This window comes from Streptomyces sp. NPDC098781 (genome assembly GCF_044759995.1).
Classification (GTDB): Bacteria; Actinomycetota; Actinomycetes; order Streptomycetales; family Streptomycetaceae; genus Streptomyces.
On sequence record NZ_JBIWAK010000001.1, the window covers coordinates 1,264,451 to 1,290,945 of the forward strand.

Genomic DNA, 26,495 nt, shown 5'->3' on the forward strand with positions numbered 1-26,495 from the left:
ACCCGCACCGAGCCCCGACCTGGCACCCGCCCCTCAGCCCTGGGCACTGCCCGCGCTCTGAAGATCCGCCAGTGACCCCACCTGACGGAACCGCCCGCCCCGCACCTCGTGCACGTACGTGCTGCGCATCCACCCCTGCCCGCTGCTGTCGAACTGGTGGTACGCGCCGAAGGCGTACGTCCGGTCCATGCCCGCGTACTTGGCCTTCGCCATCCGCTCACCGAGTTCGGCCCGCGACGGCCGGGCACCCCCGCGCTCGGGCACCGTCCGGGCGAACTCGCCGAGCAGCAGGCGCACCGAGTCGTACGCCTCCGCGGCGTACGGCTCCGGAGCGGCCCCGTACCGAGTGCGCCACGCGGCGGTGAAGTCCCGGGCCGCCTTGGTGGTGAGGGCGGACGGATCGGCCGCCGAGTCGACCACGTACCAGCCCTCGCCCGCGGCTCCGGCGCGGCGCGGGAAGTCCGTGCCGTACAGCAGGTGCTGCATCCAGCGCGGGCCGTCGAAACCGGCCTCGGCGAGCTGGCCGGCAGCGGCGACGGTGGCGTCCATCGGCCCGAGGTAGGCGAAGGCCGTCACCCCGGAAGCCAGCAGGGCGCGTACCGCGTCCGGGCCCTCGCCGGTCTCCTCCGCCACGACCTGCGGCACCACTTGCCCGCCGAGGGAGTCCCGCCACTGCTGCACCAGCAAGGTGGCCTGGTCCTGGATGGTCGTACCGCCGGAGCGGTCCAGCACGACGCCGATGCGCCCCAGCCGGTTGGTGAGCATCGCGTGCAGGGCGATCCAGCCGCCGAGCGCGGTGTGGGCCATACCGGTCTGGAAGGACGCCCTGGGCGAGGTCACGAAGTAGTCCTGCTGGCCGGTCGTGCTCGACACATGGGTCAAGTCGGCCTGGCCGTACACCTTCGCGGCCGCGCGCATCGGGAGTTCGGTGACGGGCCCGAGGACGGCGACCACGTTCCGGTCGGCGGTGAACCGGCCGGCCACGTCCTGGGCGCCGGCCGCGTCGCCCCGATCACGCAGGACGCGGACCTTCAGGTCGTACGCACGATCCGGGACCGCGTTGTGCTGGGCGACGGCGAGCCGCGCCGCGCGCTCGCTGACCCGGCTGACGACCTCCGAGGACTCGGTGACATGCACACCCAGCACATAGACGGGACGGGCCTTTTCCGGCGGTGCCTCGTCGTCGTCCCGGGTCGCGAGCACCGCGGCGGCGCTCGCACCTCCCGCGGCCAGCAGCAGGGCCCCACCGGCCAGCAGAAGCCGACGCCGGCTCGGGCGCCGGTCCGCCGCGTCCCGCGGTTCGCCCTCGGCGGGCGCCGGTGCCGCGCCGGAGTCGTCCAGCTCGGTCGGCTCGATCTCGGGCAGCGCGAGACCCTCGGCGGAGCGGGCGGCGATCATGCGGGCGACCGCGTCGGGAAGGACCGGGGTGCCGCCGTCGGGCTCGGTCGACTCACCGGTGTCGTCCTGGCTGTCGTCCTCGGTCAGAAGGAGCCGTAGTTCCTCGGCGGTGGGCCGGTCTCCCGGCTCCTTGGAGAGGCACCGGGCCACCAGAGCCCGGGAGTCCTCATCGATTCCGTCGAGCGCGGGTTCGTCGTGGACGGTGCGGTACAGCAGGGCTTCGGGTGCGCCGCTCCCGAAGGGCGGGCGGCCGGTCATCGTGTACGCCAGGACGCAGCCGAGCGCGAAGACGTCGCTCGCCGGGGTGGCCGGTTCGCCGCGGGCCTGCTCGGGCGAGAGGAAGCCGGGACTGCCCACGACCACGCCGGATGCCGTGAGCGCCGTGTCGTCGTCGGCCCGCGCCACCCCGAAGTCGATCAGCCGGGGGCCGTCCAGGGCCAGCAGTACGTTGCCGGGCTTGACGTCCCGATGGACCAGGCCGGCCGCGTGCAGGTCGGTGAGCGCCTCGGCCAGCAACCGGCCGAGAGAACGTGCCGTCGCCCGGGGAAGCGGGCCGTGCGCGGCGACGGCCTCCACGAGCGAGGGACCGGGAACGAACGAGGTGGCCAGCCACGGTTCGGGCGCCTCCGCGTCCGCGCCGAGGACGGGCACAACCCAACGGCTCGTCACCCGCCGGGCCAGCCGCGCCTCTCGGGCGAACCGCTCCCGGAAGGCGGGGTCGTCCGCGCTCTCGCCGCGGATCACCTTGACCGCCGCGAGGGTGCCGTCGTCGTGGCGACCCAGATAGACCACGCCCATGCCGCCCGCGCCGAGCCGCCGCAGCAGCCGGAAGCCGGCGATGCGGGAGGGGTCGGTGGGCCTCAGCGGTTCACTCATCGCGAGCCCTCCGCTTCGTCTCTGGCGGTACTGTCCTTGCCGTCCGTGTCCGCGTCTTCCCGGGCCCGGTTCCCGCCGATGCTGTCGATCTCGGCGGCGGTGTAGGCCACGCCCTGCGCCACCTGCGAGGCGATCCGGGTCGCCTCCTCGTCGGCGTGGCCCGCTCCGATACGGTCCGTCGCGGCCACCGTCACCGGACCCAGCCGGTACTTGAACCAGTCGAAGGGCAGCGCGTCCCGCGCGCCGTCCACGAGGTATTTCCCGCTCTCGATGAGGTCGTCGTCGGTGACACCGTTGCGAGCCTCGGAGAACGGATCGGCCCGTGAGTACAGTCCCTGGACCCGCTCGGTGGCGTTCAGCTGCTGGTTCGGACAGCGCAACGCTTCCTCCAGGGACACCGCCATGTCCCGGCGGGCGGCCGTGGTGTCCTTGTGGACGGTGACCGTCAGCGACACATGCACCGGTCCCTTGTCCCCGCTGGCCGGGAGCACGAATCGCCTGGTGAGACTGGCCAGCGCCGTGCCGGGCAGCGGCCTTCGCTGCCACACGCAGTCCTCGTCGAGCACGGCCCACTCGGCCGGGTCGCTCTCGTAGGGCTGCGCCTTGCGGAAGCCGGGGCCGAAGTTGTCGGCACGCGCGGTCAATCCGCGTACGAAGGCCACGGCTTCGGGCCGGGTCCGCGGCGCCAGCTCGTCCGACATCGTGTACGGCTCATCGGTCGCCTCGGCGCTCCCGCCCTCGGGCTCGGCGGCAGCCGACGCCGAGGAGCCGCCACCGTCCGCCCCGCTCGTGGCCTGCGCGGGCCCGTCCGACCCCGTAGTCGCGTCGTCCCCGTCCGACCCATTGGTGCACCCGGCCAGCAGCAGTGTCCCCGCCACCGCTGCCACGACCGGTCTCCACTCGGTCATCCCAGCCCCCCACCCCTCTGGATGCGCTGCCGCCGTCGAGGCGGTGCGTCTGGAAGGGAGTCTGGCGCACACGGGCTTTCTCGAACACCAACTCGGGATGTCTGAACCGGACTTGGAGAATGGACACGGTCCGGTCGTGATGCTGTCGCCGAGCGGTGACGGACGGCCGAGCACGTGGGCCGCTCGCGCTCGGTTCAGCACTTCGGGTGAACGTCCGGTGGCATCGCCGCCCTCGGTCCCCGTCCGCGGCCCCTCGCTCGACCACACTCCAAGGCGGTGGGGCACGTCCCTCGGACGTTCGCCCCCACATCTGCCCGATGGTCGCTGAGAGGACTGCTTCCCATGATGCCGTTGTTGCTGTTCCTGGGAGGAGTCGGTGGCGCCGCCCTGCGCTTCGGCCTCGAAAAGGCACTCTTCAGGGTGTGGTCACGTGAGTCGATGCCACGGGCCGCCTTCGTGGTGAACTTCGGCGGCTGCTTCACCATCGGCGTGCTTCTGGGCGCCCTGATCGCGAGTGACCAGCCGAGTTCGGTCTACGTCTTCCTGGGCGGTGCGATCACGGCCTTCAGCATCTTCGGGCACGAGCTCCTGGGCCTGACGCAGAGCGGGCTGTACGGCATCGCCGGGCTGAGAGCGTTCACCGGCTGGCTGGTGGGGACAGGTGCGGCCACCGTCGGCGTGCTGACGGGGATGCAGGTCGCCTGACCACGTGAGGAGGGGCAGGGCCGACCGAGCCCTGCCCCCGATCGGCTACTCGTCGTCGGAGGTGGTGGGGAGCGTACGGCCCGGCTCCGGGCCCTCGCCCTGCTTCGCGCGGGCGTGGAGCACATCGCCGATGAAGAGGTCGTACACCAGAACTCCGATCACACCGCCGATGAGCGGCCCGACGATCGGAATCCACCAGTAGTCGCTGAACGCCCCGGCCAAGCTGCCCGGAAAAGCCAGATCCTGCCAACCCGCCATCCAGGTGAACAGACGGGGACCGAAATCGCGGGCCGGGTTGATGGCGTACCCCGCGTTCGCGCCGTAGGACATGCCGATCGCCGCCACCACGAAACCGATGACCAGCGGACCGAGATTGGCCTTCACGGCCGTGTTGCGCAGGTCGATGACCGCGACCACCGCCATGACCAGGAACGCGGTGCCGACCATCTGGTCGATGAGCGGGCCCCAGATCCCGCCGTTGAAATAAGGGGCCGGGAAGGTCGCGAAGATCGAGAACGTCGCGAGTGTGTGCCCGTTCGTCTTGGGCCCTTCCACGATGTCGTCGAAGGTGTTGATGGCGTCGTGGTACACGCCGTAGACCAGCGCCGCCCCGGCCAGAGCGCCGGCCACCTGTGAGATCCAATAGGGCACGACCTTGGCCCAGGAGAACCTGCGGCGAACGGCGAAGGCCAGTGTCACCGCCGGGTTGAGGTGCGCCCCGCTGACGCCGCCCGCCACGTAGATGCCGAGCATCACGGCCATGGCCCAGCCCCAGGTGATGAGCAGCCAGTCACCGGTGCCGAGGAAGAACGTGGTGGGCCCCTCGGTACGCCCCGAGCCGGGCAGCGCTGCCACTGCCATCGCCACCACGCCGGTACCGAAGGCGATGAGGACGAACGTCCCCAGGAACTCCGCCATGCACTCGCCTGGCAAGCCGGCGCGCTGCCGGAATTTGGATGGCTTCACCAGAGGTTTGATCTCCAAGGCCATGTGAACCTCCCAGGGCGTGCTGCGATCACGCTTGACAGTTGGTAGTCACGTGGTAACTCGGCTCGTGAGCCGCGGCAACCGCAGAAGTCTCCGGCAGCAACTCCGGCACGCCGCCTACCTCTTCCGCCGCACCCTGTCCAGCTGAGGGGGCATTTGGCCCTCAGGTCCAGGACCGACCGCACCCCCCGTGTCCACGACCTGCCGGTGCGCGGCGCGGAGCGCAGGTGCATCCTGAGAGGTGTGGGTCCTCCAGGCCCAAGGGCCTGCCCGATGAGCCCCCACGAGGCCGAGGCGCCGCAACTCGGGGTGGAGTGCGCCGGGCCGTCGGCGAACAGCGGTCTTCTCGAACCAAGGAGCAGGACATGCCATCCCTGCACTTTCATGTGAACTCCTCGATGACCCCCTCCGAGGTGATGGGGGTGCTGACCAACTTCAGCCCCTCACGTGTCGAGGAATGGCCTTCGATCGACGCCGATCACTTCCAGGTCCACGAGCGGGGCGACACCTGGGCCGAGGTCACCGAGGGAAACGACAAATCGTGGGAGCGCGCACGCTACGAGTGGGACCCGTCGGCGAACACCGTCACCGTCACCACGCACGACTCGAAGCCCTTCGGCTCGGGCGGATGGAACTTCCACATGACTCCGACGGACGACGGCACCCGCATCGACGTGGATCTCGAACGGCATCCCAGCTCGCTCAAGGCGAAGATGCTGTCGCCGATCATTCCCTTCGCCGGGTCGGTGTTCCGTAAGTCGTTCAAGGAACCCCTGCACACCACGTAGCGAACCCGCGACGCGAGGGCTGTTCAGGCTTCCTGGAGGACCAGGCGGTGCAGGCCCTTGCGGTCGTAGTAGCGGGTCATGGCGAAGCCGAACACCAGGGCCACGGCGAGGCCGATGACGATCATGGTCCAGCCGCGGGTCAGGCCGGCGTCGGCGCGGGCTTCGAAGTAGAGGATGGCGCGCACACCATCGGTCACCTGGCGGAACGGTTCGAAAAGGGCGAGGAAGCGGTAGAAGTCGGGGACCGCCTGGAGAGGCACCGTCGCTCCCGAGGACGGCAGTGCGAGGGCGATGAAGACGAACATGGACACCACCTGGCCGATCCCGCCGAAGGCCGCGTTGATGGCCTGCACGCCCAATCCGACGGCCAGGCTCGCGCAGTAGGAGAAGATCCACAGCAACGGCAGGTGCGAGGCGTCCATGCCGAGGATGGCGACCGTGGCGACCATGGTCAGACTGGTGGTGATCACCGCGATGCCCGCACTCATGATCATTTTCAGCAGCAGCGTCTGCGTACGGCTGATCGGGACCGTCGGGCGTCGCGAGTGCCAGGGTCCGATCTCGTTGTCCGTGTAGCCCAGGCCCGCGTCGACGCCGTTGTTGATGATGTTGCCGCCGACGAAGGCGGTGAGCACGAGGAGCAGCGTGTAGTAGAACGCGGTCAGACCCAGGCCGCTGTGGCGGCCGATGGGGTGGCCCACCCGGGTGGTGACGGTGACCGGGTCGGACAGCAGAACGCGGAGCGTCGAGTCGGTCCCTTGGGACGTCGCCCGAGCGGTCAGCTGACGGCCGATCTCCAGGGAGCTCCGGTGTGCGGCGCTCTGGGTGATCTGGCTGGCCAGCGCTGAACCGAGGCTGCCCAGGCCGGGGTTGGTGAGGACGCTGAGGGCGGGCCGTTCCGTGGCGCGCGACGTCGTCAGGGCCGCCACCGACGCGGTGAAGTCGTCAGGGATGACAAGGGCGCCGTAGATCTTCCCCGACGCCATCTGGTCCTCCATCTGGGCCTGGCTCAGCCTGCGCCACTTCACCTTGTCCGACGGAGTCGATGAGACGACCGCCTGGCTCAACTGCTTCCCCACGGTTTGTCGCTGGCCCGGCAGGGGCGGCCCCTGGTCCTTGTCGACCAGTGCGATGGGCAGATCGCGCAGGCTGTCGTTCGGATTGACAATGCCACCCATGTAGAGCAGCGACAGGAACAGCGCCACCAGGGCGGCCAGGACGGTCGGCACAAGCCAGAGCCTGGCGCGCCGCGCGACGACGACCGCGCGGACGCGCGACGGCTGCTGCCCGGACCCGGCTGATGTCATGACACTCCATCCGGCTTCGATCCAACGTCGGACCGGCCTGCCGTGATGTCGACGGTCACGCTGCGGCCGTCGCCCGAGGCCACGGCACACCCCACTGGATCGTCGGCGGCACCCGGGACGCTGCCAGCGACGATAACCTTCCCGCCGCCGACGTCCGCTCCACGACACGACCGCGTCCCCGGAAGCGTTCGAGCGTCGCTCCGCCGCGTCGTGCCGCGGCATACGACGGTCCACCGAACCTCTCGCGGCGCCGCTCACCGACCCCGATGACGCGGGTCAGTCGAAGAGAGCAACGACTCCGTTCACCCAGACCGCGAGAAACGCGAGCGCGCCCACCAGGCAGCCGACGCCCGCCAGCACCCCGCTCAACGACCACGGCTCGGAGGGCCCCTCGGACGCTTCCTCCAGGCCGTCCCGGTAGGAGTCCGGGTCGTCCCAGTCGACGGGATGCCCCAACTCCTCCGCGCAGGCGGTCCGCACGGCGACCAGCTGACCCTCCGCGAAGACAGTGGTCGCCATCGCCTCGGGGCCGCGCCAGGCGAGGGCCCTCATCCGCCGTGCCGGAGACCCGTACCGCGCCTCGAAAGCGGCGGCCTCGTCGGCATCGCGGTCCTCTTCGAGGTACATCCAGCGCCCCGCCTCGGCGGCATCGCCGTAGAGCCGGTACACCTCGGCCAGACGTCGCCGGAGCGTCAGGTCGTACGGGAAGGACGAGACGAGACCGCGCAAACGCTGGCGTGCGATCGGAACCCGGCCGGCGGCGAGGTCCGCGTCGACTCGGGCAAGAGTCTCCATCAGGGGCATGAACGCATGATCGAGTACCGCAACGATCTACGTCGACCCAGTTTCGGCGCTCTGAGCTCGCGGGCCGGCGGAGACGCCGAGCCGCGCTTCAACTGCCGCCCCGGTCCTGGCAGATGTCGTCGGGGCAAGGCGAGGACGCGGAACTCGCGGCCGTTCGCCGTCACTGATCGCAGCGCCATGCGGCGATCCCACGTGCAGGGATCCCCAGACCGGCTGAGGCGGTTTCCTGGAATGCAGCGACGGAGGAGCCTGATTATGCTGGATTGAACTCCATCGGGGGCTTGATCCAGGGTGCGGGCCCGAGCCGGCCGCCCCATATCTCGAGCGCGGCGCGACGCTTTTCACAGCGTCGTTCGCTCGTCACCAAGCGCGCTTCTCGAACTTCCAGGGAGTATTCCCATGGCCGCCCAGTCCGCCTCAATCGTTCTAGAGCCCGAGGCACAGGAACTCGCCGACGCAACCTCGCAACACCCGTTCCTCTACGAGATGGAGCCGCCCGCGGCGCGCAAGGTCCTCGACGACCTCCAGGCCGCACCCGTCGACAAACTGCCGGTCGACGAGGAGTGGATCACCGTACCGGCCGCCGTGGGCGACGTACGGGTGCGCATCGTCAAACCGCAGGGCACCACCGACATGCTGCCCGTCGTGGTGTACATGCACGGCGGCGGCTGGGTTCTGGGCAACGCCGGCACCCACGACCGCCTGGTGCGGGAACTGGCGGTCGGCGCACAAGTGGCGGTGGCCTTCGTGGAGTACACGCCGTCGCCCGACGCCCACTACCCCGTGGCGATCGAGCAGGGCTACGCCACCGCGCAGTGGATCGTCCGCGACGGAGCGTCCAAGGGGCTGGACGCCCAGCGGATGGTCGTGGCCGGGGACTCGGTCGGCGGGAACATGACCGCCGCACTCGCCCTCATGGCCAAGGAACGCGGTGACGTGAACTTCCTGCACCAGTCGATGTACTACCCCGTCACGGACGCGGCCATGGACACCGGCTCCTACGAGCAGTTCGCCACCGGCTACTACCTGCGCCGCGAGGCGATGGAATGGTTCTGGGACGCCTACACCACCGACCCGAACGAGCGCGCGCAGATCACCGCGTCCCCCAACCGAGCCACCACGGAACAGCTCTCGGGCCTGCCGCCCGCCCTGCTGCTCGTCGACGAGGCCGATGTGCTGCGCGACGAGGGCGAGGCGTACGCGGCCAAGCTCCGCAGCGCCGGTGTTCCGGTCACCACGGTGCGCTACGACGGCACGGTCCACGACTTCATGATGATCAACTCCCTGAGTCAGTCCGAAGCCGCCCGTGGCGCGATCGACCAGGCCACGGTCGTCCTGCGCAACGTTTTCGGAACCGAGCAGGGCTAGCGGCCGCGGCCACCGGAGGCCGTGTGCCGCGACCGACAGGGGCCGGCGCCCCGGGCACAGCCCTAAGCGTCCCGGCACCGGTCCCGAAGCTCGGCGCGTCGCCGGAAACCGGCCGACTCGTAGGTGGCGACCGCAGCGGTATTGGAGCTCGGCGTGCAGACGTTCGCGCTCGACGAGCCCAGCTGCCGGAGTGCCGCCGCCGCGGCCACGGTGATCGCCCTGCCGTAGCCATGACGGCGATGCTCCCGGTGCACGCCCATCGGTTCGAGCAACCCAGGTCTGCCCGGACCGGCCGACCACACCGTGACCGCCGCCACCGCATGGCCCCGGTCGTCGTGGGCGACCAGACATCGGGCTTCGGCGTACGGCAGTCCGGCAGCCATCGCGTGCCACTGCTCGTCGGTGAACCGTGACCCGTCGAACGACGCCCGCTGTACGGCGGTCCGCACATGAGCCTGATCCGGGCCGATCACCTCGATCCGTACGCGGGGAACATCCACCGGCTCGCGGAGGCCGAGGCGCAGCGGTGTCCATGGCTCAGCTGTCTTCCAGCCGCCCGCGCACAGCAAATCTTGGACCAGCGCGCCCATCGGCGCCTCGATGTTCGCCCGCCCCTCGGGAAGCACGCAGCGCTCCGGCTCGGTCACGTCCTCGACCACTCTCCGCGCCAGTTCCTCGTCCCGGTGGGCGTCGGGTGCGATCGTCAGCCGTAGCAGTCCGGGACCGTCCAGCAGCCCGACGGCGAGAATCCGCCCGTCCCTGCTCCACGTCCTGACCGCCGCGGCGGTGGCTTCCGCACCCGACCGCCAGAACCAGCCCAGGTCCCCCGGGTGCAGTTGCGTCGGAGCCCCGTCGTCCTGCCACTCCCGCAGCGCGGCCACGGCCTGGCTCAGCCCGTCGACGTCCGGCTTGTCCAACACGATCGGCATGCGCCCGATCACACACCACGGCAGCGGCGGTACGCACCCGGTTTCGGACCGCCGACTCACCAGGCGTGCGCACGCAGGATCGCCGTCAGGAAACCGATGGGTGCCAGAGGTACTGGTTGGACCCGTGACGCGCGGGCACTCGGGGCCTGGTCGACGGACAACCCGGTCGAGGAAGCTGGAGGTCTCCGTGGCCATTCGCCATCGTCTGATCAAAGTCCCCCCGAGTGCTGTCTGGGCCGTCCTCGCCGACGGCCGCCGGTATGCGGACTGGGTGGTGGGAACCTCCCAGTCGCACCCGGTGCGCGGGCAGTGGCCGCACGTCGGTGCGGCGATCCGGTACAAGGTCCGGATCGGTCCCGTCCAGCTGGTCAACGACACCGTCGTCCGCCACTGCGAAGAGGGCGTCCGCCTGGAGCTGGAGGCCCACGCCGGCGCGCTGGGCACCGCGCGGATCGCCATCGAGCTACGGCCGTGGGGGGACCTGTGTCTGGTGATCGTGGATGAACACCCCCTCCAGGGAGCGGGCGGCCGACTGCACAACGTCGGCTTCGAGCCCTTCATCCAGTTGCGCCACCGTGCCATGCTCGCCCGCCTCGCGAGACTCTGTGAGAGCCAGGCACAAAAGGACGGTCCCGCGGTCGCCGCGGCGGCGGTGCGTGGAGTCGAGGGAGCCGGTCATGCCTGACGCCGTGGTGATCGGCGCCGGCCCCAACGGCCTGGTGGCCGCCAACGTGCTCGCGGACGCCGGGTGGAGCGTCGAGGTGCTGGAGGATCAGCCGGAGCCGGGCGGTGCCGTGCGCCACGACCGAGGCGTCGACCCCGCCTTCGTCAACGACCTCTTCAGCTCGTTCTACCCGCTGGCGGCCGCCTCACCGGTGCTGGCCGGCCTGCGCCTGACCGACCACGGCCTGCGGTGGAGCCACGCGCCCAGTGTGCTGGCGCACCCCCTCACCGACGGCAGCTGCGCCGTGCTGGACCGGGACGTCGACATCACGGCGGCGTCACTGGACGCCTTCGCACCGGGCGACGGGGACGCTTGGCGCCGGCTGGTCGGCCTGTGGCAACGCCTCCAGCCCGATCTGCTGAACTCGCTGTTCACTCCCTTCCCGCCGGTCCGCTCGGCGGCCCGACTGATGCTCCGGCTGCGGGGCGCGGGCGGCCTGCGCGTGGCGCGCTCCCTGGTCCTGCCGGTGCGCCGCCTGGGGGAGGAGGAGTTCAGCGGCCAGGGCGGCCGGCTGCTGCTGGCCGGCAACGCCCTGCACGCCGACCTCGCGCCCGAGTCGGCGGGCAGCGGCGGCTTCGGCTGGCTGATGGCCATGCTGGGACAGACGTACGGCTTCCCGGTCCCCGTCGGCGGCTCCGGCGCGCTGACCGAGGCGCTGACCCGACGCCTGCGGACCCGGGGCGGGCAGGTGCGCTGCGGTCAGCGCGTCGAGCGGATCGTCGTACGCGGCGGGCGGGCCCTGGGCGTGCGGACCGCGGCCGGTGACGCGGTGCGGGCCCGGCGGGCGGTGCTGGCCGACGTGTCCGTGCCCGCCCTGTACACGGATCTGCTCGACCCCGAGCACGTGCCCCCGCAGATTCTGGACGACCTGCGCCGCTTCCAGTGGGACTTCGCCACCTTCAAGGTGGACTGGGCGCTCGACGGCCCGGTGCCCTGGCAGGCCGAGCAGGCGTCCCGGGCAGGCACCGTCCACCTCGCCGACGGCCTGGACGAGCTCACCCGCTTCACCGCGCAGATCGCCATGAAGCAGGTCCCGGACCGCCCCTTCCTGCTGTTCGGCCAGATGACCACCTCGGACGCCACCCGGTCCCCGCTCGGCACCGAATCGGCGTGGGCCTACACCCACGTGTCCCGGGAGATCACCTCCGACGCCGCCGAGGAGGGCATCACCGGCCGCTGGGACACCAAGGACCAAGAGCTCATGGCCGACCGGGTCGAACGCCAGGTGGAGCGCTTCGCGCCCGGCTTCCGCAACCTGATCCGCGCCCGCCGCATCCTGGCACCCCCCACCCTCGAGGCGCTCGACGCCAATCTGTGCGGCGGCGCCATCAACGGGGGCACCACCGCGATCCACCAGCAGCTCGTCTTCCGCCCCGTGCCCGGCACCGGACGCCCCGAGACCCCCGTCCCCGGCCTCTTCCTGGCCTCCGCAGGGGCCCACCCGGGCGGCGGTGTGCACGGCGCCCCGGGCGCCAACGCCGCACGAGCCGCACTGCACCGCCGCCGACCGCCCGGCCTCACCCACGCCCAACGGCTCCTGACCCATCGCGACCGCACCGGAGCCAGGCCCTGACCGCCCACCGAGCCGCCGCGCCCCGACCGGCACATCGTGGCCGCGAGCGACCGTACGGCCGACCAGAAGCCCGCCCGAGCCCGAGGAGAGGAGCAGCCCGTGCACAGCAGTCCGCTCGCCGGCCGTACGGTCGCCGTCACCGGAGCCGCCCGCGGCCTCGGCGCGGCGCTGTCCCACGAAATCGCCCGGCGCGGAGCCCGCGTGGCACTGCTCGGCCACGAGCGAGCCTCCTTGGAGGCCGTGGCCGCGTCCCTGCCGGGCCCGGCACTGGCCGTCGAGGTCGACGTCACCGACCCCGACGCACTGCACGCCGCGGCCCGTACGGTGCGGGCTGGACTCGGGCGCCCCTCCGCCGTGGTGGCGAACGCGGGCATCGCCGAGGGCGGCCCCTTCCTCACCTCGGACCCGGCCGCCTGGCGCCGCGTCATCGACGTCAACCTCACCGGCAGCGCCCACACGGCCCGAGCGTTCCTGCCGGACCTGTACGACACGGCGGGGTACTTCCTCCAGATCGCCTCGCTGGCCTCGATCGGCGCCGCTCCGCTGATGAGCGCCTACTGCGCCTCCAAAGCGGGAGCTGAGGCCTTCGCGCACGCCCTGCGGTCGGAGGTGGCGCACCGAGGGGTCGCCGTGGGCATCGGCTACATCAACTGGACCGACACCGACATGATCCGCGACGCCGACCAGCACGCCGCCCTGCGCGAACTGCGCGCCCACATGCCCCCGCCGGCCCGCCGGGTCTACTCCGTCGACACGGTCGCCGCCCGCCTGGTGACGGGCCTGGAGCGCCGCCGTACGGCCGTGTACGCCCCGGCGTGGCTGCGTCTGACCCAGCCGGTGCGCGCGGCCCTGCCACCGGTGGTGCTGCGTGTGTCGCGGCGCGCGCTGCCCCGTATGGAGGCCGAGCAGCCGATCGAGTACACCGGACCACTCGGCGCCGGCGGCCAGGCCGACCGTGCCGCGTCCGAAGTGACCGGGTGAGCGATGCAGACGTTCCTGCCCGACCCCGGCTTCCGGCAGACCGCCCTGCTGCTGGACCGGCGCAGGCTCGGCAAGCAGCGCGTCGAGGCCTTGCAGGTCCTGCGCGGTCTGACCGTCCCCGGCTACGGATGGCGCCGGCATCCGGCCGTACGGATGTGGACGGGGTACGAGGAGGCACTCGTGCGCTACGGACTCGAGATCTGCCGGGTCTGGCGGGAGCGAGGGCATCAGGACAGTTGTGCCGCCTCGCTGGTCGCCGGGCTGGCCGCGGACCGACCGGGCGCGCCGGTGCGTGACCAGGAGGAACTGGCGGCAGCGGGGGAACTGCCGCCCTGGCTGGGCGACGCGGCCTTCCACGAAAGCCACCGCTCGGCACTGCTCCGCAAGGACCACGAGGCGTACGCCGACCTGTTTCCAGGCGTCCCCGACGACCTGCCGTACGTGTGGCCGGCGTCCGACCGTGCACCACGGCCCGAGCCCGCCGGTGGGTGAACCACTCGGCCATGCCCGGTTTCACCGCGTATCGCGGACACTGGGCTACAGGGAAGAGGGGAGGCCGACCGTGCTGACCGCAGTCCGAGAACAGCTGGGCCAGGCCCTGTTCCGCCGCGTCGCGGGCCCGGACGGATCGGCGACACGCGCCCGCATCCACCACACTCCCGGCCCGCGCTGGTTCACCCCCGACCGCCCGATCCGCACCGTGCACGGCGACGCCTCGATGTTCATCGGCGGGCTGAGCGCGCTGCTCCTGCAATCCCTGCATCCGCTCGCCATGGCGGCGGTGGCGGGCCACTCGGGCTATCGCGGCGATCCGTGGGGCCGCCTCCAGCGCACCAGCACCTTCCTGGCCGTGACCACGTTCGGCACCGCGGCGGACGCCCAGCGGGCGGTCGACCATGTGCGGGGTATCCACGAACGCATCCGCGGCACGACGGACGAGGGCACGCCCTACCACGCGGCCGATCCGCACCTGCTGGCCTGGGTGCACGCCGCCGAGACGGACAGTTTCCTGCGCGCCCACGAACGCTACGGAGCCCACCCCCTGGACGCCGCCGGCTACGACGCCTACGTCGCCGACACCGCCCGTGTCGCCGAGGCACTGGGGGTGATCGACCCACCACGCGACCGCCGCGAGCTGTCCGAGCGACTGACCGCCTACCGACCCGAACTGCGGGCCACACACCAGGCCAGGGCCGCCGCCCGGTTCCTGCTGTTCCAGCCTCCCCTGCCGCTCGTCGTACGGCCCTTCTACGGCGGGCTGGCCGCGAACGCCGTCGCGCTGCTCCCGCCCTGGGCCCGCGGCATGCTGTGGCTGCCCCGGGTGCCGGTCGTCGAGGACCTCGCCGTGCGCCCCACCGGCCGGGCCCTGACCCGGACCATCCGCTGGGCCATGACCCCCGTACGGCAGTCCCGCCCGACCTGAGCCTGGCCGGCGCCGAGGGGATGCCTTCCGAGGCCCATGCGATCAGCTGTCCGGGACGGCGTCACCGGCGGGGGCGTCCCCGCGGCCGTAGTGATGCGTGGTGAACATGTACAGCAGGCCGGTGCCCAGGACGACCGCGCCGCACAGCAGCACGATCCAGTTCTCCCACCAGGACTTCTCCGGGCTGCGCGCCCAGGAGATGTTGATGATGGCGAGGACGCCGTAGACCAGCGCCGCGACGTTCACCGCGAGGCCCCAGCGGCCCAGGGTGAACTCTCCCGCCGGGCGCCAGCCCTTGAGCCGGGCGCGCAGCGCGGCCAGGACCACCATCTGGAACGAGCCGTAGATGCCGAGGATCGCGAACGAGACGATGTTGGTGAGGGCGTCCTCGGACAGCAGTGAGGCGAAGGCGATGAGCAGCGGCACCGCGGCGGACACGAACAGCGCGTAGCCGGGTACCGCGCGGGCGTGGGAGAACCGCCGCAGGTACTGGTGCCCGACGATCATCTCGTCCCGGGCGTAGGAGTAGATGAGCCGTCCGGCGGCGGCCTGGAGGCTGATGGTGCACGACAGGAAGGAGATCAGGACCACAGCCATCACTAGCCGGGCCCCGGTCTCACCCATGGCGTCGAACAGCACGTCCACCACCGGGTCGGTCTGCTCGCCCGAGATGATCGCGTTGAAGTCCGTGACCGACAGCAGCAGCGACATGCAGGTGAACGTGGCCGCGGCGCCGCCGATGTAGATGGTGCGCCGCATCGCGCGGGGGATGACCCGCCCGGGGTGGGCGACCTCCTCGGCGGTGTCGCCGCACGCCTCGAAGCCGTAGTACTGGTAGAGGCCGATGATGGCGGCGGCGAGGAACGCGGGCAGGTAGGAGCCGTTGTCCTTGATGCCGTAGGTGTCGAAGATGACGCCGAGCCCGTGGTGACGGTGGGTGGACAGCAGGTAGATGCCGACGACCAGGGCGCCGATGAGCTCGCCGCCGAAACCGATGATGGCCGCCGCCGACAGTGCCTTGGTGCCCAGGTAGTTGATGAGGATGGCGACGACGATGAGCACGGCGGTGCACAGCACGGTCGTGTGCACGGTGGCGTCGAAGCCGAACAGGATGGCGATGTAGGGGCCGGCGCCGTACGCGACCGAGGTGATGGTCACCAGCAGCGCCCACATGTACACCCAGCCGGTCATCCACGCCCAGCGCTTGCCCCACAGCCGACGGGCCCAGGGGTAGACGCCGCCCGCGATGGGGTACTGGGCGACGATCTCGCCGAAGATCAGCGCGACCAGGAACTGACCGCAGCCGGCGATCAGGAACGCCCAGACCATCGGCGGACCGCCGTCGACGATCGCCGTGCCGAACAGGGTGTACGTGCTCACCACGGGGGAGAGGTAGGTGAAACCCAGGGCGAAGTTGGCCCAGGGGCCCATGTCCTTGCGGAACTCCGAGCCGGGTTCCCCTCCGGGGACTCCGGACGCGGCAGCGGGAGGCTGGGTACCGGTCATGGCCGCGCCCCCCGTCCCGCGGAGATCAGGTCGGCGGCGCGCTCGGCGACGAGCAGGACGGTCACCATGGGGTTGATGGTCGGCATCGACGGGAACACCGACGCATCGACGATCCGGACGCCCTCGAAGCCGCGCAGTCGCAACTCCGGGTCGCAGACGGCCATCGGGTCGTCCGGGGCACCCATGCGGCAGGTGCCGGCCGGGTGGTAGACGGTGTGGGCCGCGCGGCGGCCGTACTCCGAGAGATCGGCGTCGGAGACGACGTCCGGTCCGGGCGCGACCTCGCGGACGAGCCACTCGCGCAGCGGGTCGGAGGCGGCGACCTCGCGGGCGATCCTCAGGCCGTCCACGATGGTGCGCTCGTCATGGCCCTCCGGGTCGGTGAAGTACCGGAAGTCCAGCGCCGGATGCTCGGCGGGGTCGGCGCTGCGCAGCCACATGCGCCCGACGGAGCGGGCCCGCGGCACGTTCGGCGTCATGCACACTCCGTACTGCGGCGCGGGGTAGCCCAGCCGTTCGGTGTTGACGGTGAACGGCACCTGGTAGAAGTGGAACATCAGGTCGGGACGCGGCTGGCTCTTGTCGCGGCGCAGGAACAGCCCGGCGTCGGAGTCCATCGCGGAGTTGGGCGGCAGCGGGCCGTCGGTCTCCCAGACGATCACCGACTCGGGGTGGTCCAGCAGGTTCTCCCCCACGCCGGGCAGGTCGGCCCGTACGTCGATTCCCAGGGCACGCAGGTCGTCGGCCGGGCCGATACCGGACAGCATCAGCAGGCGCGGGGTGTCGATGGCCCCGGCGCACAGCAGGAGTTCACGCTCGGCGCGTACGGTGGCCGGCTCGCCGTCGGCGCCGCGGACGGCCACGCGGGTCAGCCGCCCGGACTCGTCGGTGAGCAACTGGTGGGCCCAGGTCTCCAGCAGGACCGTGAGGTTGGGCCGGTCCAGGACCGGGTGGAGGTAGGCGACGGACGCGGAGGAGCGCAGATTGCCCTCCGGCTGGTAGGCCAGCGAGAAGAAGCCGGTTCCGTCGGCGAAGGGTTCGGCGTTGAAGTCGTCGACGACGGGGACGCCCAGGGCGCGGGAGGCCGCGGTGACGAAGTCCTTGGCGATGGGATTGCGGTCGGCCTCGGCCACCGGGACGATCTCGGTGAGCAGCTGGTCGCGGTAGGGGAGGATCGTCGCCGGGTCCCAGCCCGAACAGCCCCGGCTGACCCAGTCGTCGAGGTCCTGCGGCAGCGGCAGGAAGCTGATCAGCGTGTTGTGGGAGGAGCAGCCGCCGAGCACCCGGGCACGCGAGTGCAGGATGTGGGAGTTGCCGCGCGGCTGCTCGACGGTCGTGTAGCCGTAGTCGAACTCCGAGCCGAGCAGGTTGATCCAGTTGCGCAGGCGCAGGATGCGCTCGTCGCCGACGTCGCTCGGGCCGCCCTCGACGACGCAGACGCGGCAGTCGGGGTCCTCGCTCAGACGGGCGGCGAGCACACAGCCGGCGGTGCCGCCGCCGACGATGACGTAGTCGTAGGCGGACTCGGCGCCGTACGCGGTGGTGGGGGCCATGCGGTGCCCTTCTTCCTGGGCCGTTGCGCAACGGGCGTACGGCCGGTCGGTGGTGGTCGTCGCGCCACGGACGGGCGCCGAGTTGCCCGAAGGTCAGCCTTTGAACCAGCCGGAGCGCGCGGGGGCGAGGTTCTGGTAGATGTGCTTGGCCTCCTGGTACTCGCGAAGCCCGGTGGGGCCCAGCTCGCGCCCGACGCCGGAGCGGCCGAAGCCGCCCCACTCGGCCTGCGGCAGATAGGGATGGAAGTCGTTGATCCAGACGGTGCCGTGCCGCAGCCGCTGGGCGACCCGCTGGGCGCGGCTCGCGTCCGAGGTCCACACGCCCCCGGCCAGGCCGTATCGGGTGTCGTTGGCCAGTGCCACCGCCTCGTCCTCGGTGCGGAAGCGCTCCACGGTGACCACCGGTCCGAACACCTCCTCCTGCACGATGCGCATGGACCGGTCGCAGTCCGCGAAGATCGTCGGCAGCACGAAGTAGCCGCGGCTCAGGGCGGGATCGTCAGGGCGGGTGCCGCCGGTGACGAGCCGAGCGCCCTCCTTCTGGCCCAGGGCGATGTAGCTCTCGACCTTCTCGCGGTGCTGGGCGGAGCTGAGCGGGCCGCTCTCGGTGCCCTCCTCCAGGCCGTTGCCCAGCCTGATCGCCCGCGCGCGGTCGGCGTAGGCCTCGACGAACCGGTCGTGCAGCGAGTCCTCGACCATCAGCCGCGATCCGGCCGAGCAGACCTGCCCGGAGTGCAGGAAGGCGGCGTCCAGCGCGTAGTCCACGGCGGCGTCGAAGTCGGCGTCAGCGAACACGATGTTCGGGTTCTTGCCGCCCAGCTCCAGCGCGATGTTCCTGGGCCCCTGGGCGGCGCTAGCCATGATGGACCGTCCGGTCGACAGGCCGCCGGTGAAGGACACCAGGTCGACCTCGGGGTGACTGGTGAGCGCGGCGCCGACGGTGGTCCCGGACCCCAGCACCAGATTGGCGACGCCCGGCGGTGCGCCGGCCTCCTCGATGAGCCGGACCATGGCGATCGTGGTGAGCGGTGTGATCTCGCTGGGCTTGAGGACGAAGGTGTTGCCGGCGGCCAGCGCCGGGGCCACCTTCCAGGAGGCCTGGAGCAGCGGGTAGTTCCAGGGGGCGATCAGCGCGCACACCCCGACCGGCTGATAGACGACCCGGCTGAGGACGTCCGGGCCCACGTCCACGACCCGGCCGCCGTCCTTGCCCACGAGTTCGGCGAAGTAGCGGAAGGCGTTCGCCACGTCCTCCACGTCGATCCGGCCCTCGGTCAGCGTCTTGCCGGTGTCCAGGGTCTCGGTGCGGGCGATGTCCTCCTTGTCCCGCAGCAGCAGATCGCGGACGCGCAGCAGGAGGTCGGCCCGGTCACGGGAGGGGGCGTTCGCCCAGTCCCCTTTGTCGAAGGCCCGCCGGGCGGCGCGTACGGCGCGGTCCACGTCGGTGGCGTCGGCCTCGTCGACCGTGGTGACGACGGAGGCGTCGTACGGGTTGACCACCTCCCGCCGCGCACCGGCCGTTGCCTGTGTCCACTCACCGTCGATGTACAGCTCACCCACCGCGGGGCCTCCTTCGCGTCCGGCCGGTGCCGATCGGTTCGACGTTGAGCAACATGGCCCATCGAACGGTCGGCGGCCGCGGGACGCACCGCCGAGGTTGCGTCCGGGTGGCCCAGAGGACCCAGGTGGGCTAGGGACGTCGCCGGCGGGGTTCGGCCAGGTAGGTGGTGGTCTTGTGCCGAGGGGGTACCTCTGTCCCGGCCGCGACCCGGTTCGGCCGGGTGGTGCGAGGCCCCGGCCGGCGGGATGCCGGCCGGGGCCGTATGCCTGACGTGCAGGGGGAGGGGCGGCGCCGCTCAGTCCCGCCTCGACGAGGCGCTCATGAGGTCTCCTGGGCCCGGCTGAAGAAGTTGATCACTTCCTCCAGTGCGGGGTTGTCCGGGACCTCCGCTTCGGCCTCGCCCACAGCGGTACTGCGGGGGAACATCGCCCGCTCGTACTCGGCGAGGGCGGCACTGCTGTCGTCGGGATGCGCGGCGAGGGCCTGGGCGAGTTCGGCGCCGTCCAGCATGGCCAGGTTGGCGCCTTCGCCGTTCGGGGGCATGAGGTGGGCGGCGTCGCCGACCAGGGTCACCCCCGGCACCGGATCCCAGCGGTGCCCGACCGGCAGCGTGTACAGGGGCCGCAGGACCGGGGCGGTGTCGCTGTCGGTGATCAGAGCGGTGAGCTCCGGGGCCCAGCCGTCGAACTCCTTCGCGACCCTGGCGAGAGCCGCGGAAGAGTCGGTGAAGTCCATGTCGGCGAACCAGTCCTGAGGCTTGGTCAGCATCACATAGGCGTGCAGCGTGCCGCCCTTCTCCCGGTGAGCTGCGATCTGCCTCTTTCCCGGTTCGAGTGCGAACGTCGACCCGGCGCCGACCGCCTTCGCCACGGCGGGATGCCGCGTGTCGGCGTCGAACAGGTAGGTCTCGACGAACGCCGTGCCCGTGTACTCGGGAACGTCGTCGGAGACCGACGGCCGGACCCGTGACCAGGCGCCGTCCGCGCCGACCAGCAGGGTCGTGACGACGGTGCCGCCGTCGCCGAAGGTCACCTCATGACGGCCCTCACCGAGGCGGCGCACTCCGCTGACCTTGTGGCCCCACCGGACGGTGCCGTCCGGGAGCGAGTCGAGGAGTATCTGGCGCAGGTCGCCGCGCTGCACCTCGGGGCGTCCGCCCGTACCGTCGTCGGGTTCGTCGAAAAGGACGTTCCCGTCCCGGTCGAGCACCCGGGTAGCCTGTCGGCCCTCCAGGACGATGCCGCGGAACTCGTCCATCAAGCCGGCCGCCTGGACGGCCAGTTGGCCGTTGTAGTCGTGGATGTCGAGCATGCCGCCCTGCGCTCGGGCCGTCGGTGAGGGCTCCGCCTCGTAGACGGTGGCGGGGATGCCGTTCACATGCAGGACCCGGGCGAGCGTGAGGCCGCCGAGTCCGGCACCGATGATCGTGACGTCAGTGGTCATGCTGACTCCTTGCTTGTCGTACGGCTGCCGGACGGGCACCCGGCAGGATCTCCAGCAAGGCTCCGGAGCACTGCCGACAAAGCTCTGACATCGCACCGACAGCGCTTACAGCCGACCGATACGTCCGGCGCGGCCACTTCGCCGAGCGGCACACCCCTGGCTGACCACACGTCAGTCATGGCCCTCCGATACGCCTCCCCTCCACCGGTCTGCGAGCGCCGCCGAGAACCGAACGAGTCCCGTGCGCGTGATACCGGTGACCACGTTGGCATGCACACGAGGCGGGGGAACACGAGTGGGATCGACAGCACGCGCGAGAACGGCGGCATTGGCCGCGGTGTTAGCCGGAGCGCTGGTAACAGGGGCGGTAGCGGCCGGGGGCCCGCCGGCGCAGGCAGCCGGCTCCGCCGCACAGGACGGGACGAAGGGCCCGGCGACGGCGAAGCCGTCGACCACCGTCACGCTGATCACCGGCGACCGCGTGGCCGTCGGCGAAGACGGCAAGGTGGTTCGGCTCGAGCGCGGCAAGGGCCGCGAGCGGATCGGCTTCTCGGTGCGGCGCGAGGCGGGGCACACGTACGTCGTTCCGCAGGACGCCCTGCGCCCGGTCGCCGACGGCGTGCTCGACCGGCGCCTCTTCGACGTCGCGCAACTGGTCAGGGACGGGTACGACGACGCGCATCGCACCACGCTGCCGCTGATCGTCGGCTACCGGCAGGACGGAGCCGGACGAGGTTCCCTCGCCGCCGCCCGCGACCCGTTCGCGGGCGTGCCCGTACGGGATCGCCGTGCGCTGCCCGCGGTCGACGGCGAGGCCTTCGAAGCGTCCAAGTCCGGTGCCCCGGCGCTGTGGGCGACCCTCACCGACCGCACCGCGGGCGGCAGGGCCACGTCCGCTCGGCCCGTCGCCCATGTCTGGCTGGACGCCAAGGTCAGGGCCACCCTGGCCGAGAGCGTGCCGCAGATCGGTGCGCCCGCGATGTGGGACGCGGGCTACACCGGCAAGGGCGTCAAGGTCGCCGTACTCGACACGGGTGTGGACGAAACCCACCCGGACCTCCAGGGCGTCGAGATCGCGCAGAAGAACTTCTCGACGGCCCCCGACAGCAAGGACCGCGCCGGACACGGAACGCACGTGGCCTCCATCATCGCCGGGAAGGGCACGAAGTCCGGCGGCCGCTACACGGGCGTGGCGCCCGGCGTCCAACTGCTGGACGGCAAGGTGCTCGACGACAACTCGCTCGGCAGCGACTCGGAGATCATCAGCGGCATGCAGTGGGCCGTCGACCAGGGCGCGAAAATCGTCAGCATGAGCCTGGGAAGCCTCGACACCGCGGGGGTGGACGCGAAGGAGGCGGCCGTCGCCCGGCTCTCCGGCAAGGCCCTGTTCGTGGTGGCCGCCGGCAACTCCGGTGACCAGCCCCGCACGATCTGGTCGCCCGGCAGCGCCCCCGCGGCCCTCACCGTCGGTGCCGTGGACAAGCAGGACGGGATCGCCGAGTTCTCCAGCCGTGGCCCGAACGTCGACGGCGTGTCCAAGCCGGACATCACCGCCCCCGGCGTGGACATCACCGCCGCGCTGACCACGCAGGGCGCCGAGCCCCCGAGCGACGACTACGTCTCCATGAGCGGCACGTCCATGGCCACTCCGCATGTCGCCGGCGCCGCCGCCCTGGTGCTCCAGCAGCACCCGGACTGGAGCGGAGCACGATTGAAGGCCCTGCTGACCGGTTCGGCGAAGCCCAACCCGCTGCTGAACGCCCATCAACAGGGCGCGGGCCGGGTGGACTTGGCGCGAGCGGCCACGGCCGTGGTCGTCTCCGAGCCCGGCTCCCTCGGCTTCGGCACGCAGGCCTGGCCGCACGCCGACGACAAGCCGCTCTCCAAGACCCTGACCTACCGCAATTACGGCACCCAGCCCGTCACCCTGAAGCTCAGCACGTCCGGCACCGATGCGTCGGGCGGCCCCGCACCGGCCGGCATGTTCACCGTCAAGGACGCCCAGCTCACGGTCCCGGCCGGCGGCAGCGCGAGCACCACCGTCACCGCGGACACCCGCGAGGGCACCGTCGACGGCGCCTTCGGCGGCACGGTGCTGGCGTCGGGCGACGGCCAGCAGGTGCGTACCGGTCTCTTCGTCGACCGGGAGGTGGAGTCGTACGACGTCACGGTGCGGCACATCGACGCCGCCGGGGCGACGCCCTCCACGTATGCGACGACGATCACCCAGGTCGGCGGGGGCGGCGAGCGGGTGGAGCTTCCGTACCGCGAGAACGGCACGGTGGTCCAGCGGCTGCCCAAGGGCTCCTACCAGTTGGAGAGCCTCGTCTTCGGCAAGGGCAACGAACTGGGCTTCTTCGTCCAGCCGGTCCTGAAGGTGACGGGGAACGTGGCCGTCACCCTCGACTCCCGCAAGGCCAAGCCGTTCGCCGTGAAGGCCCCGGACCCGGCCGCGAAGCTCGTCACCTCCATCGTCGGCTACGACGACGAGGCGGCGGGTGTGTCCAACTCCTGGTCCAGCAACGGCGTGCCACCGATGCGCACAGCCGCCCTCGGCCCGGCCTCCGACTCGATGCGGGCTCAGTTCAACGGGGTGTGGAAGAACCCCGGCGCGGCCGGCAAGAACGTCGACCACCGACTCGCCTTCAACCGCAAGGGCAGCTTCTTCACCGGCCTGAACCGCACCGTCACCCGGGCCGAGGTCGCGGAGGTGAAACTCGGCTTCGGCGCCTCCGTCACCGGGGCCAAGGGCCAGGTCCACATCACGCCCATGGACGACCGCGGCATCAGCGTCGGCATACAGGAACCACCGGCCCAGAACCTGCCGCAGGCCACCACGCACTACCTCAGCACGGCCGGCGTGCACTGGTCCTGGACGGCCGCGCAGCTCAACGCCGGTGGCGAGGTGCGGATGCTGTACACGAAGGACTGGGTGACCTACCGGCCCGGCTCCAGCCACACCTTGAAGTTCAACACCGGTGTGGTGGGCCCCGATCTCGCGGCCGGCAGCCCCGAACAGCAGGGCGCCGAGCGGACCGGCGACTACATCAGCGCCAGGGTCCCGCTGTTCAACGACGGCAGCGGAAACCCGGGATCCTCGGAGGTGACCGGCGGCTTCGCCCGGCTGGAATCCGGCGGGCGCATCCTCGCCGAGGGCTCGGCAACGGACTGGGTGGGCGCCGAAGTTCCCGCCACCTCCGCCGCGTACCGCCTCACGGTCGAGGCGAGCCGCTCCGCCGAGGACACCTCCACCAGCACGAAGGTGGCCGGGGTGTGGACGTTCACGTCGGCCCGACCGGCGTCGGACGGCACGGTCAGGCTGCCGCTGTCCACGGTGCGCCTCACGCCGAAGCTGAGCCTGCGCGGAACGGCTCCGGCGGGCGGCACGCTCACGGTGCCGCTGAAACTGAGCGGTGCGGCCGCCGCGGCCGGACAGGTGGCCGCCCTGACCGTGAACGTCTCCTACGACGGCGGCCGGACCTGGAAGCCGCTCACGGTGACGACCGACGCGCAGGGCGCCCGCTCGGTGAGCGTGAAGCACCCGGCGACCGCGAAGGCCGTGTCCTTCCGGGTGGACCTGAAGGACAAGGGCGGCAACACCGTGCGCGAGACGATCACGAACGCCTACCGGCTGGCTCCGTGACCTGACGGTACGACGGTGACCCTCGCCCGGCCCCGGTGAACTCTCCGGCCTGGTCCCGCACTTGTGGGGCCAGGCCGGTACGGCGTCGGGTGACGCACCTGGCACCTCGGCCACGGCATCACCGGCAGGCCGCGGCATCACCGGGAGGCCACGGCACCACCCGCAACAGGGGCGAAGGGACCGTGCAGCGCCGCCCATTGCAGCAGAAGGATGGTCTTGCCGTCGGTGATGCGGCCGTCGCCGGTCATGGCGAGGGCCTCGGCGAAAGGCAGCTCCAGGACCTCGATGTCCTCGCCGTCTTCCTCAAGGCCGCCACCGGGCCCGGTCCGGTCGGCCGGGGTGTAGGGCGCGGCGAAGAAGTGGAGACGTTCGGTGACGGACCCGGGGCTCATGTAGGCGTCGAGGACGTGGGTGAGCGGGCCGAGGGTGACACCGAGTTCCTCGGCGCTCTCGCGTCGGACGGCGGAGGGCGGGTCGTCGGCGTCGAGTAGCCCGGCGGCCGCTTCGATGAGCATGCCGTCCGGGTGGTCGTTGACGTAGGCGGGGTAGCGGAACTGACGGGTGAGCAGGACGCGGGCACGCTCGGTGTCGTAGGGCAGGACGACGGCGCCGTTGCCGCGGTCGTAGGTCTCGCGCTGCTGTGTTTCCCAGCGTCCGTCGCGGCGCCGGTACTCGAAGGTGGTGCGGCGCAGGACGTGCCAGCCCTGGGAGGTGAGCTCGACGTCGCGGACGACGACATCGGGGTTGCGGTCCAGGTCCCGCCCTGCCCGGTCGAGTCCGGTGCGTCCGCGGTGGTCGAGGGCGTCGATGCCGGGACGGCCCGTCACGCGTTGACCTGCCGGCTGCGATGGGGGATCTCGGCGACGTCGTGGTAGACGGGCAGGCCGCGTCGGCGGGCGGTGGCGACGTCCTGGTCGGCGCCGGTGGATGCGCCGGGCAGGCGGAGAACGGCGTCGCAATGGGCCAGCAGGCGGTCCGCGGTCGGGTAGAGCACTTGGTCAGCGAGGGGGTCGGACGGGCCCGCGCCCGCGGAGCGCAGAACAGGCAGGGCGATCCATTCCCCGATCACGGGGATGTGGCCGGCGGCGAAGACCGGCCAGGCGGCGGCTTCGAGGCGGGCGAGGTTGGCCGCCATGGCCTGTGGGTCGCCGTCGGTACCGGAGCGATACGGCCCCGCGATCAGGATGAGCATCGGCTTCTCGGTCATGGCGCGCTACGATACACGCAGAAACGTGCAAGAACAGGAGAGAGTGTGCATGCTGGCTGCTGAACGACGCGACCATCTGCTCGGCCTGCTCGCCCGCGAGGGCAAGATCGTGGCCAAGCAAGTCGCGGCCGAACTGGGAATCTCCGAGGACAGCGTGCGGCGCGATCTGCGCGACCTCGCCGCCGAGGGGCTGTGCCAACGGGTGTACGGCGGTGCGCTGCCCGTCTCACCGGCGGTGGTGGACTACGCGGCCCGGCAGAGCGTCGCCCCGGACGGCAAGCGGAAGGTCGCCGCGGTGGCCGCCGGGCTGGTCCGGCCGGGCGGCTCGCTGATTCTCGACGGCGGAACGACAGCCCTGGCCGTGGCCCACGCACTCCCGCGCGATCTGGCCTGCACCGTGATCACGCACAGCCCGACGATCGTCGCGGCGCTCATCGACCACCCTCAGGCGGAACTCTTCCTGGTCGGCGGCCGTATCTTCAAACACTCGGCGGTGGCCTGCGGCGCCACCGCGGTCGAGGCGGCGCAGAACGTCTCGGCCGACCTGTGCCTGCTGGGCGTCACCGGAGTGCACCCGGAGGCCGGACTGACCACCGGGGACGCCGAGGAGGCGGCGATGAAACGTGCCCTCGCCGCACGCGCGGCGGACACGTACATCCTTGCCTCCTCCGAAAAGATCGGCACGGCCTCGCAGTTCCGCGTGCTGCCCTGGGAGAAGGTCAGCGGACTGATCACCGACGCCGACCCTCGCGACGCCATGGTTGGGCAACTCAGGAAGCTCGGTGTGGAGGTCCTGGCGGCTGCATGACGT

22 protein-coding genes are annotated in these 26,495 nt (G+C 71.4%); 10 read left to right on the forward strand and 12 right to left on the reverse strand.

The features are described 5' to 3' along the window. Positions 1–33: 33 nt before the first annotated feature. Both ACIQWG_RS05450 and ACIQWG_RS05455 read right to left on the reverse strand, forming a co-directional pair. The gene (locus tag ACIQWG_RS05450) at positions 34–2,274 is read right to left on the reverse strand and encodes a bifunctional serine/threonine-protein kinase/ABC transporter substrate-binding protein (RefSeq protein ID WP_404090459.1); all 2,241 of its coding nucleotides are present in this window, start codon (positions 2,272–2,274) and stop codon (positions 34–36) included. Beyond that, positions 2,271–3,182, reverse strand: coding sequence for a hypothetical protein (locus ACIQWG_RS05455; protein ID WP_404090462.1), 912 nt, complete (start codon positions 3,180–3,182; stop codon positions 2,271–2,273). Before ACIQWG_RS05455 ends, ACIQWG_RS05450 begins: the two co-directional genes overlap by 4 nt. 342 nt (positions 3,183–3,524) lie before the next feature. Here ACIQWG_RS05455 and ACIQWG_RS05460 point away from each other — a divergent pair, with 342 nt between their 5' ends. Beyond that, a complete protein-coding gene (locus ACIQWG_RS05460) occupies positions 3,525–3,887 on the forward strand; it encodes a CrcB family protein (protein ID WP_404090464.1) in 363 nt (120 codons plus the stop codon). 45 nt (positions 3,888–3,932) lie between these two features. On the opposite strand, the gene ACIQWG_RS05465 is transcribed toward ACIQWG_RS05460, so the two are convergent. Continuing rightward, positions 3,933–4,877 (reverse strand): MIP/aquaporin family protein, encoded by a 945-nt coding sequence (locus ACIQWG_RS05465; protein ID WP_404090466.1) that lies wholly within the window; start codon positions 4,875–4,877, stop codon positions 3,933–3,935. A 362-nt stretch (positions 4,878–5,239) separates the two neighbouring features. Between ACIQWG_RS05465 and ACIQWG_RS05470 the strand changes: the two genes are divergently transcribed. Continuing rightward, positions 5,240–5,662 carry a hypothetical protein gene (locus tag ACIQWG_RS05470; RefSeq protein WP_404090468.1) on the forward strand — a complete coding sequence of 141 codons (423 nt, stop codon included), beginning with the start codon at positions 5,240–5,242 and terminating at the stop codon, positions 5,660–5,662. Positions 5,663–5,685: 23 nt separating this feature from the next. Here ACIQWG_RS05470 and ACIQWG_RS05475 read toward each other — a convergent pair whose 3' ends face one another. Continuing rightward, complete coding sequence (locus ACIQWG_RS05475) at positions 5,686–6,969, reverse strand: DUF3533 domain-containing protein (RefSeq protein WP_404090471.1); 1,284 nt, start codon at positions 6,967–6,969, stop codon at positions 5,686–5,688. Positions 6,970–7,245: 276 nt separating this feature from the next. Beyond that, positions 7,246–7,773, reverse strand: coding sequence for a DUF6584 family protein (locus ACIQWG_RS05480; RefSeq protein ID WP_404090474.1), 528 nt, complete (start codon positions 7,771–7,773; stop codon positions 7,246–7,248). Positions 7,774–8,172: 399 nt separating this feature from the next. Here ACIQWG_RS05480 and ACIQWG_RS05485 point away from each other — a divergent pair, with 399 nt between their 5' ends. Beyond that, entirely contained in the window at positions 8,173–9,141 is a 969-nt protein-coding gene (locus ACIQWG_RS05485; RefSeq protein ID WP_404090477.1) for an alpha/beta hydrolase, read from the forward strand. Positions 9,142–9,203: 62 nt separating this feature from the next. Here the strand turns inward: ACIQWG_RS05485 and ACIQWG_RS05490 are convergent, their stop codons facing one another. Then, positions 9,204–10,070 carry a GNAT family N-acetyltransferase gene (locus tag ACIQWG_RS05490; RefSeq protein WP_404090479.1) on the reverse strand — a complete coding sequence of 289 codons (867 nt, stop codon included), beginning with the start codon at positions 10,068–10,070 and terminating at the stop codon, positions 9,204–9,206. Between the two features lie 187 nt (positions 10,071–10,257). Between ACIQWG_RS05490 and ACIQWG_RS05495 the strand changes: the two genes are divergently transcribed. From ACIQWG_RS05495 to ACIQWG_RS05515, 5 genes are all read left to right on the forward strand, one after another. After that, on the forward strand, positions 10,258–10,755 hold the full coding sequence (locus ACIQWG_RS05495; RefSeq protein WP_404090482.1) for an SRPBCC family protein: 498 nt from the start codon (positions 10,258–10,260) through the stop codon (positions 10,753–10,755). Next, positions 10,748–12,367: a phytoene desaturase family protein gene (locus tag ACIQWG_RS05500; protein ID WP_404090484.1), complete on the forward strand. Its 1,620-nt coding sequence runs from the start codon at positions 10,748–10,750 to the stop codon at positions 12,365–12,367. Before ACIQWG_RS05495 ends, ACIQWG_RS05500 begins: the two co-directional genes overlap by 8 nt. A gap of 99 nt (positions 12,368–12,466) precedes the next feature. Continuing rightward, complete coding sequence (locus ACIQWG_RS05505) at positions 12,467–13,348, forward strand: SDR family oxidoreductase (RefSeq protein WP_404090486.1); 882 nt, start codon at positions 12,467–12,469, stop codon at positions 13,346–13,348. A gap of 3 nt (positions 13,349–13,351) precedes the next feature. Beyond that, the gene (locus ACIQWG_RS05510) at positions 13,352–13,840 is read left to right on the forward strand and encodes an MSMEG_6728 family protein (protein ID WP_404090488.1); all 489 of its coding nucleotides are present in this window, start codon (positions 13,352–13,354) and stop codon (positions 13,838–13,840) included. 70 nt (positions 13,841–13,910) lie between these two features. Next, on the forward strand, positions 13,911–14,771 hold the full coding sequence (locus ACIQWG_RS05515) for an oxygenase MpaB family protein (RefSeq protein ID WP_404090491.1): 861 nt from the start codon (positions 13,911–13,913) through the stop codon (positions 14,769–14,771). Positions 14,772–14,813: 42 nt separating this feature from the next. Here ACIQWG_RS05515 and ACIQWG_RS05520 read toward each other — a convergent pair whose 3' ends face one another. From ACIQWG_RS05520 to ACIQWG_RS05535, 4 genes are all read right to left on the reverse strand, one after another. Then, entirely contained in the window at positions 14,814–16,277 is a 1,464-nt protein-coding gene (locus ACIQWG_RS05520) for an APC family permease (protein ID WP_404090493.1), read from the reverse strand. Further along, the gene (locus ACIQWG_RS05525) at positions 16,274–17,830 is read right to left on the reverse strand and encodes a GMC family oxidoreductase (protein WP_404090496.1); all 1,557 of its coding nucleotides are present in this window, start codon (positions 17,828–17,830) and stop codon (positions 16,274–16,276) included. Before ACIQWG_RS05525 ends, ACIQWG_RS05520 begins: the two co-directional genes overlap by 4 nt. 93 nt (positions 17,831–17,923) lie before the next feature. After that, the gene (locus ACIQWG_RS05530; protein WP_404090498.1) at positions 17,924–19,390 is read right to left on the reverse strand and encodes an aldehyde dehydrogenase family protein; all 1,467 of its coding nucleotides are present in this window, start codon (positions 19,388–19,390) and stop codon (positions 17,924–17,926) included. 319 nt (positions 19,391–19,709) lie between these two features. After that, positions 19,710–20,834, reverse strand: a complete 1,125-nt coding sequence (locus ACIQWG_RS05535) for an FAD-dependent oxidoreductase (RefSeq protein ID WP_404090500.1) — start codon at positions 20,832–20,834, stop codon at positions 19,710–19,712. 337 nt (positions 20,835–21,171) lie between these two features. Here ACIQWG_RS05535 and ACIQWG_RS05540 point away from each other — a divergent pair, with 337 nt between their 5' ends. Then, on the forward strand, positions 21,172–24,477 hold the full coding sequence (locus ACIQWG_RS05540; protein WP_404090824.1) for a S8 family peptidase: 3,306 nt from the start codon (positions 21,172–21,174) through the stop codon (positions 24,475–24,477). A gap of 137 nt (positions 24,478–24,614) precedes the next feature. Here ACIQWG_RS05540 and ACIQWG_RS05545 read toward each other — a convergent pair whose 3' ends face one another. Together ACIQWG_RS05545 and ACIQWG_RS05550 are read right to left on the reverse strand one after the other, a co-directional pair. Next, positions 24,615–25,304: an NUDIX domain-containing protein gene (locus tag ACIQWG_RS05545; RefSeq protein WP_404090502.1), complete on the reverse strand. Its 690-nt coding sequence runs from the start codon at positions 25,302–25,304 to the stop codon at positions 24,615–24,617. Then, the gene (locus ACIQWG_RS05550; RefSeq protein ID WP_404090505.1) at positions 25,301–25,684 is read right to left on the reverse strand and encodes a DUF4406 domain-containing protein; all 384 of its coding nucleotides are present in this window, start codon (positions 25,682–25,684) and stop codon (positions 25,301–25,303) included. Before ACIQWG_RS05550 ends, ACIQWG_RS05545 begins: the two co-directional genes overlap by 4 nt. A gap of 49 nt (positions 25,685–25,733) precedes the next feature. Between ACIQWG_RS05550 and ACIQWG_RS05555 the strand changes: the two genes are divergently transcribed. Next, on the forward strand, positions 25,734–26,492 hold the full coding sequence (locus ACIQWG_RS05555; RefSeq protein ID WP_404090507.1) for a DeoR/GlpR family DNA-binding transcription regulator: 759 nt from the start codon (positions 25,734–25,736) through the stop codon (positions 26,490–26,492). Positions 26,493–26,495: the final 3 nt, after the last annotated feature.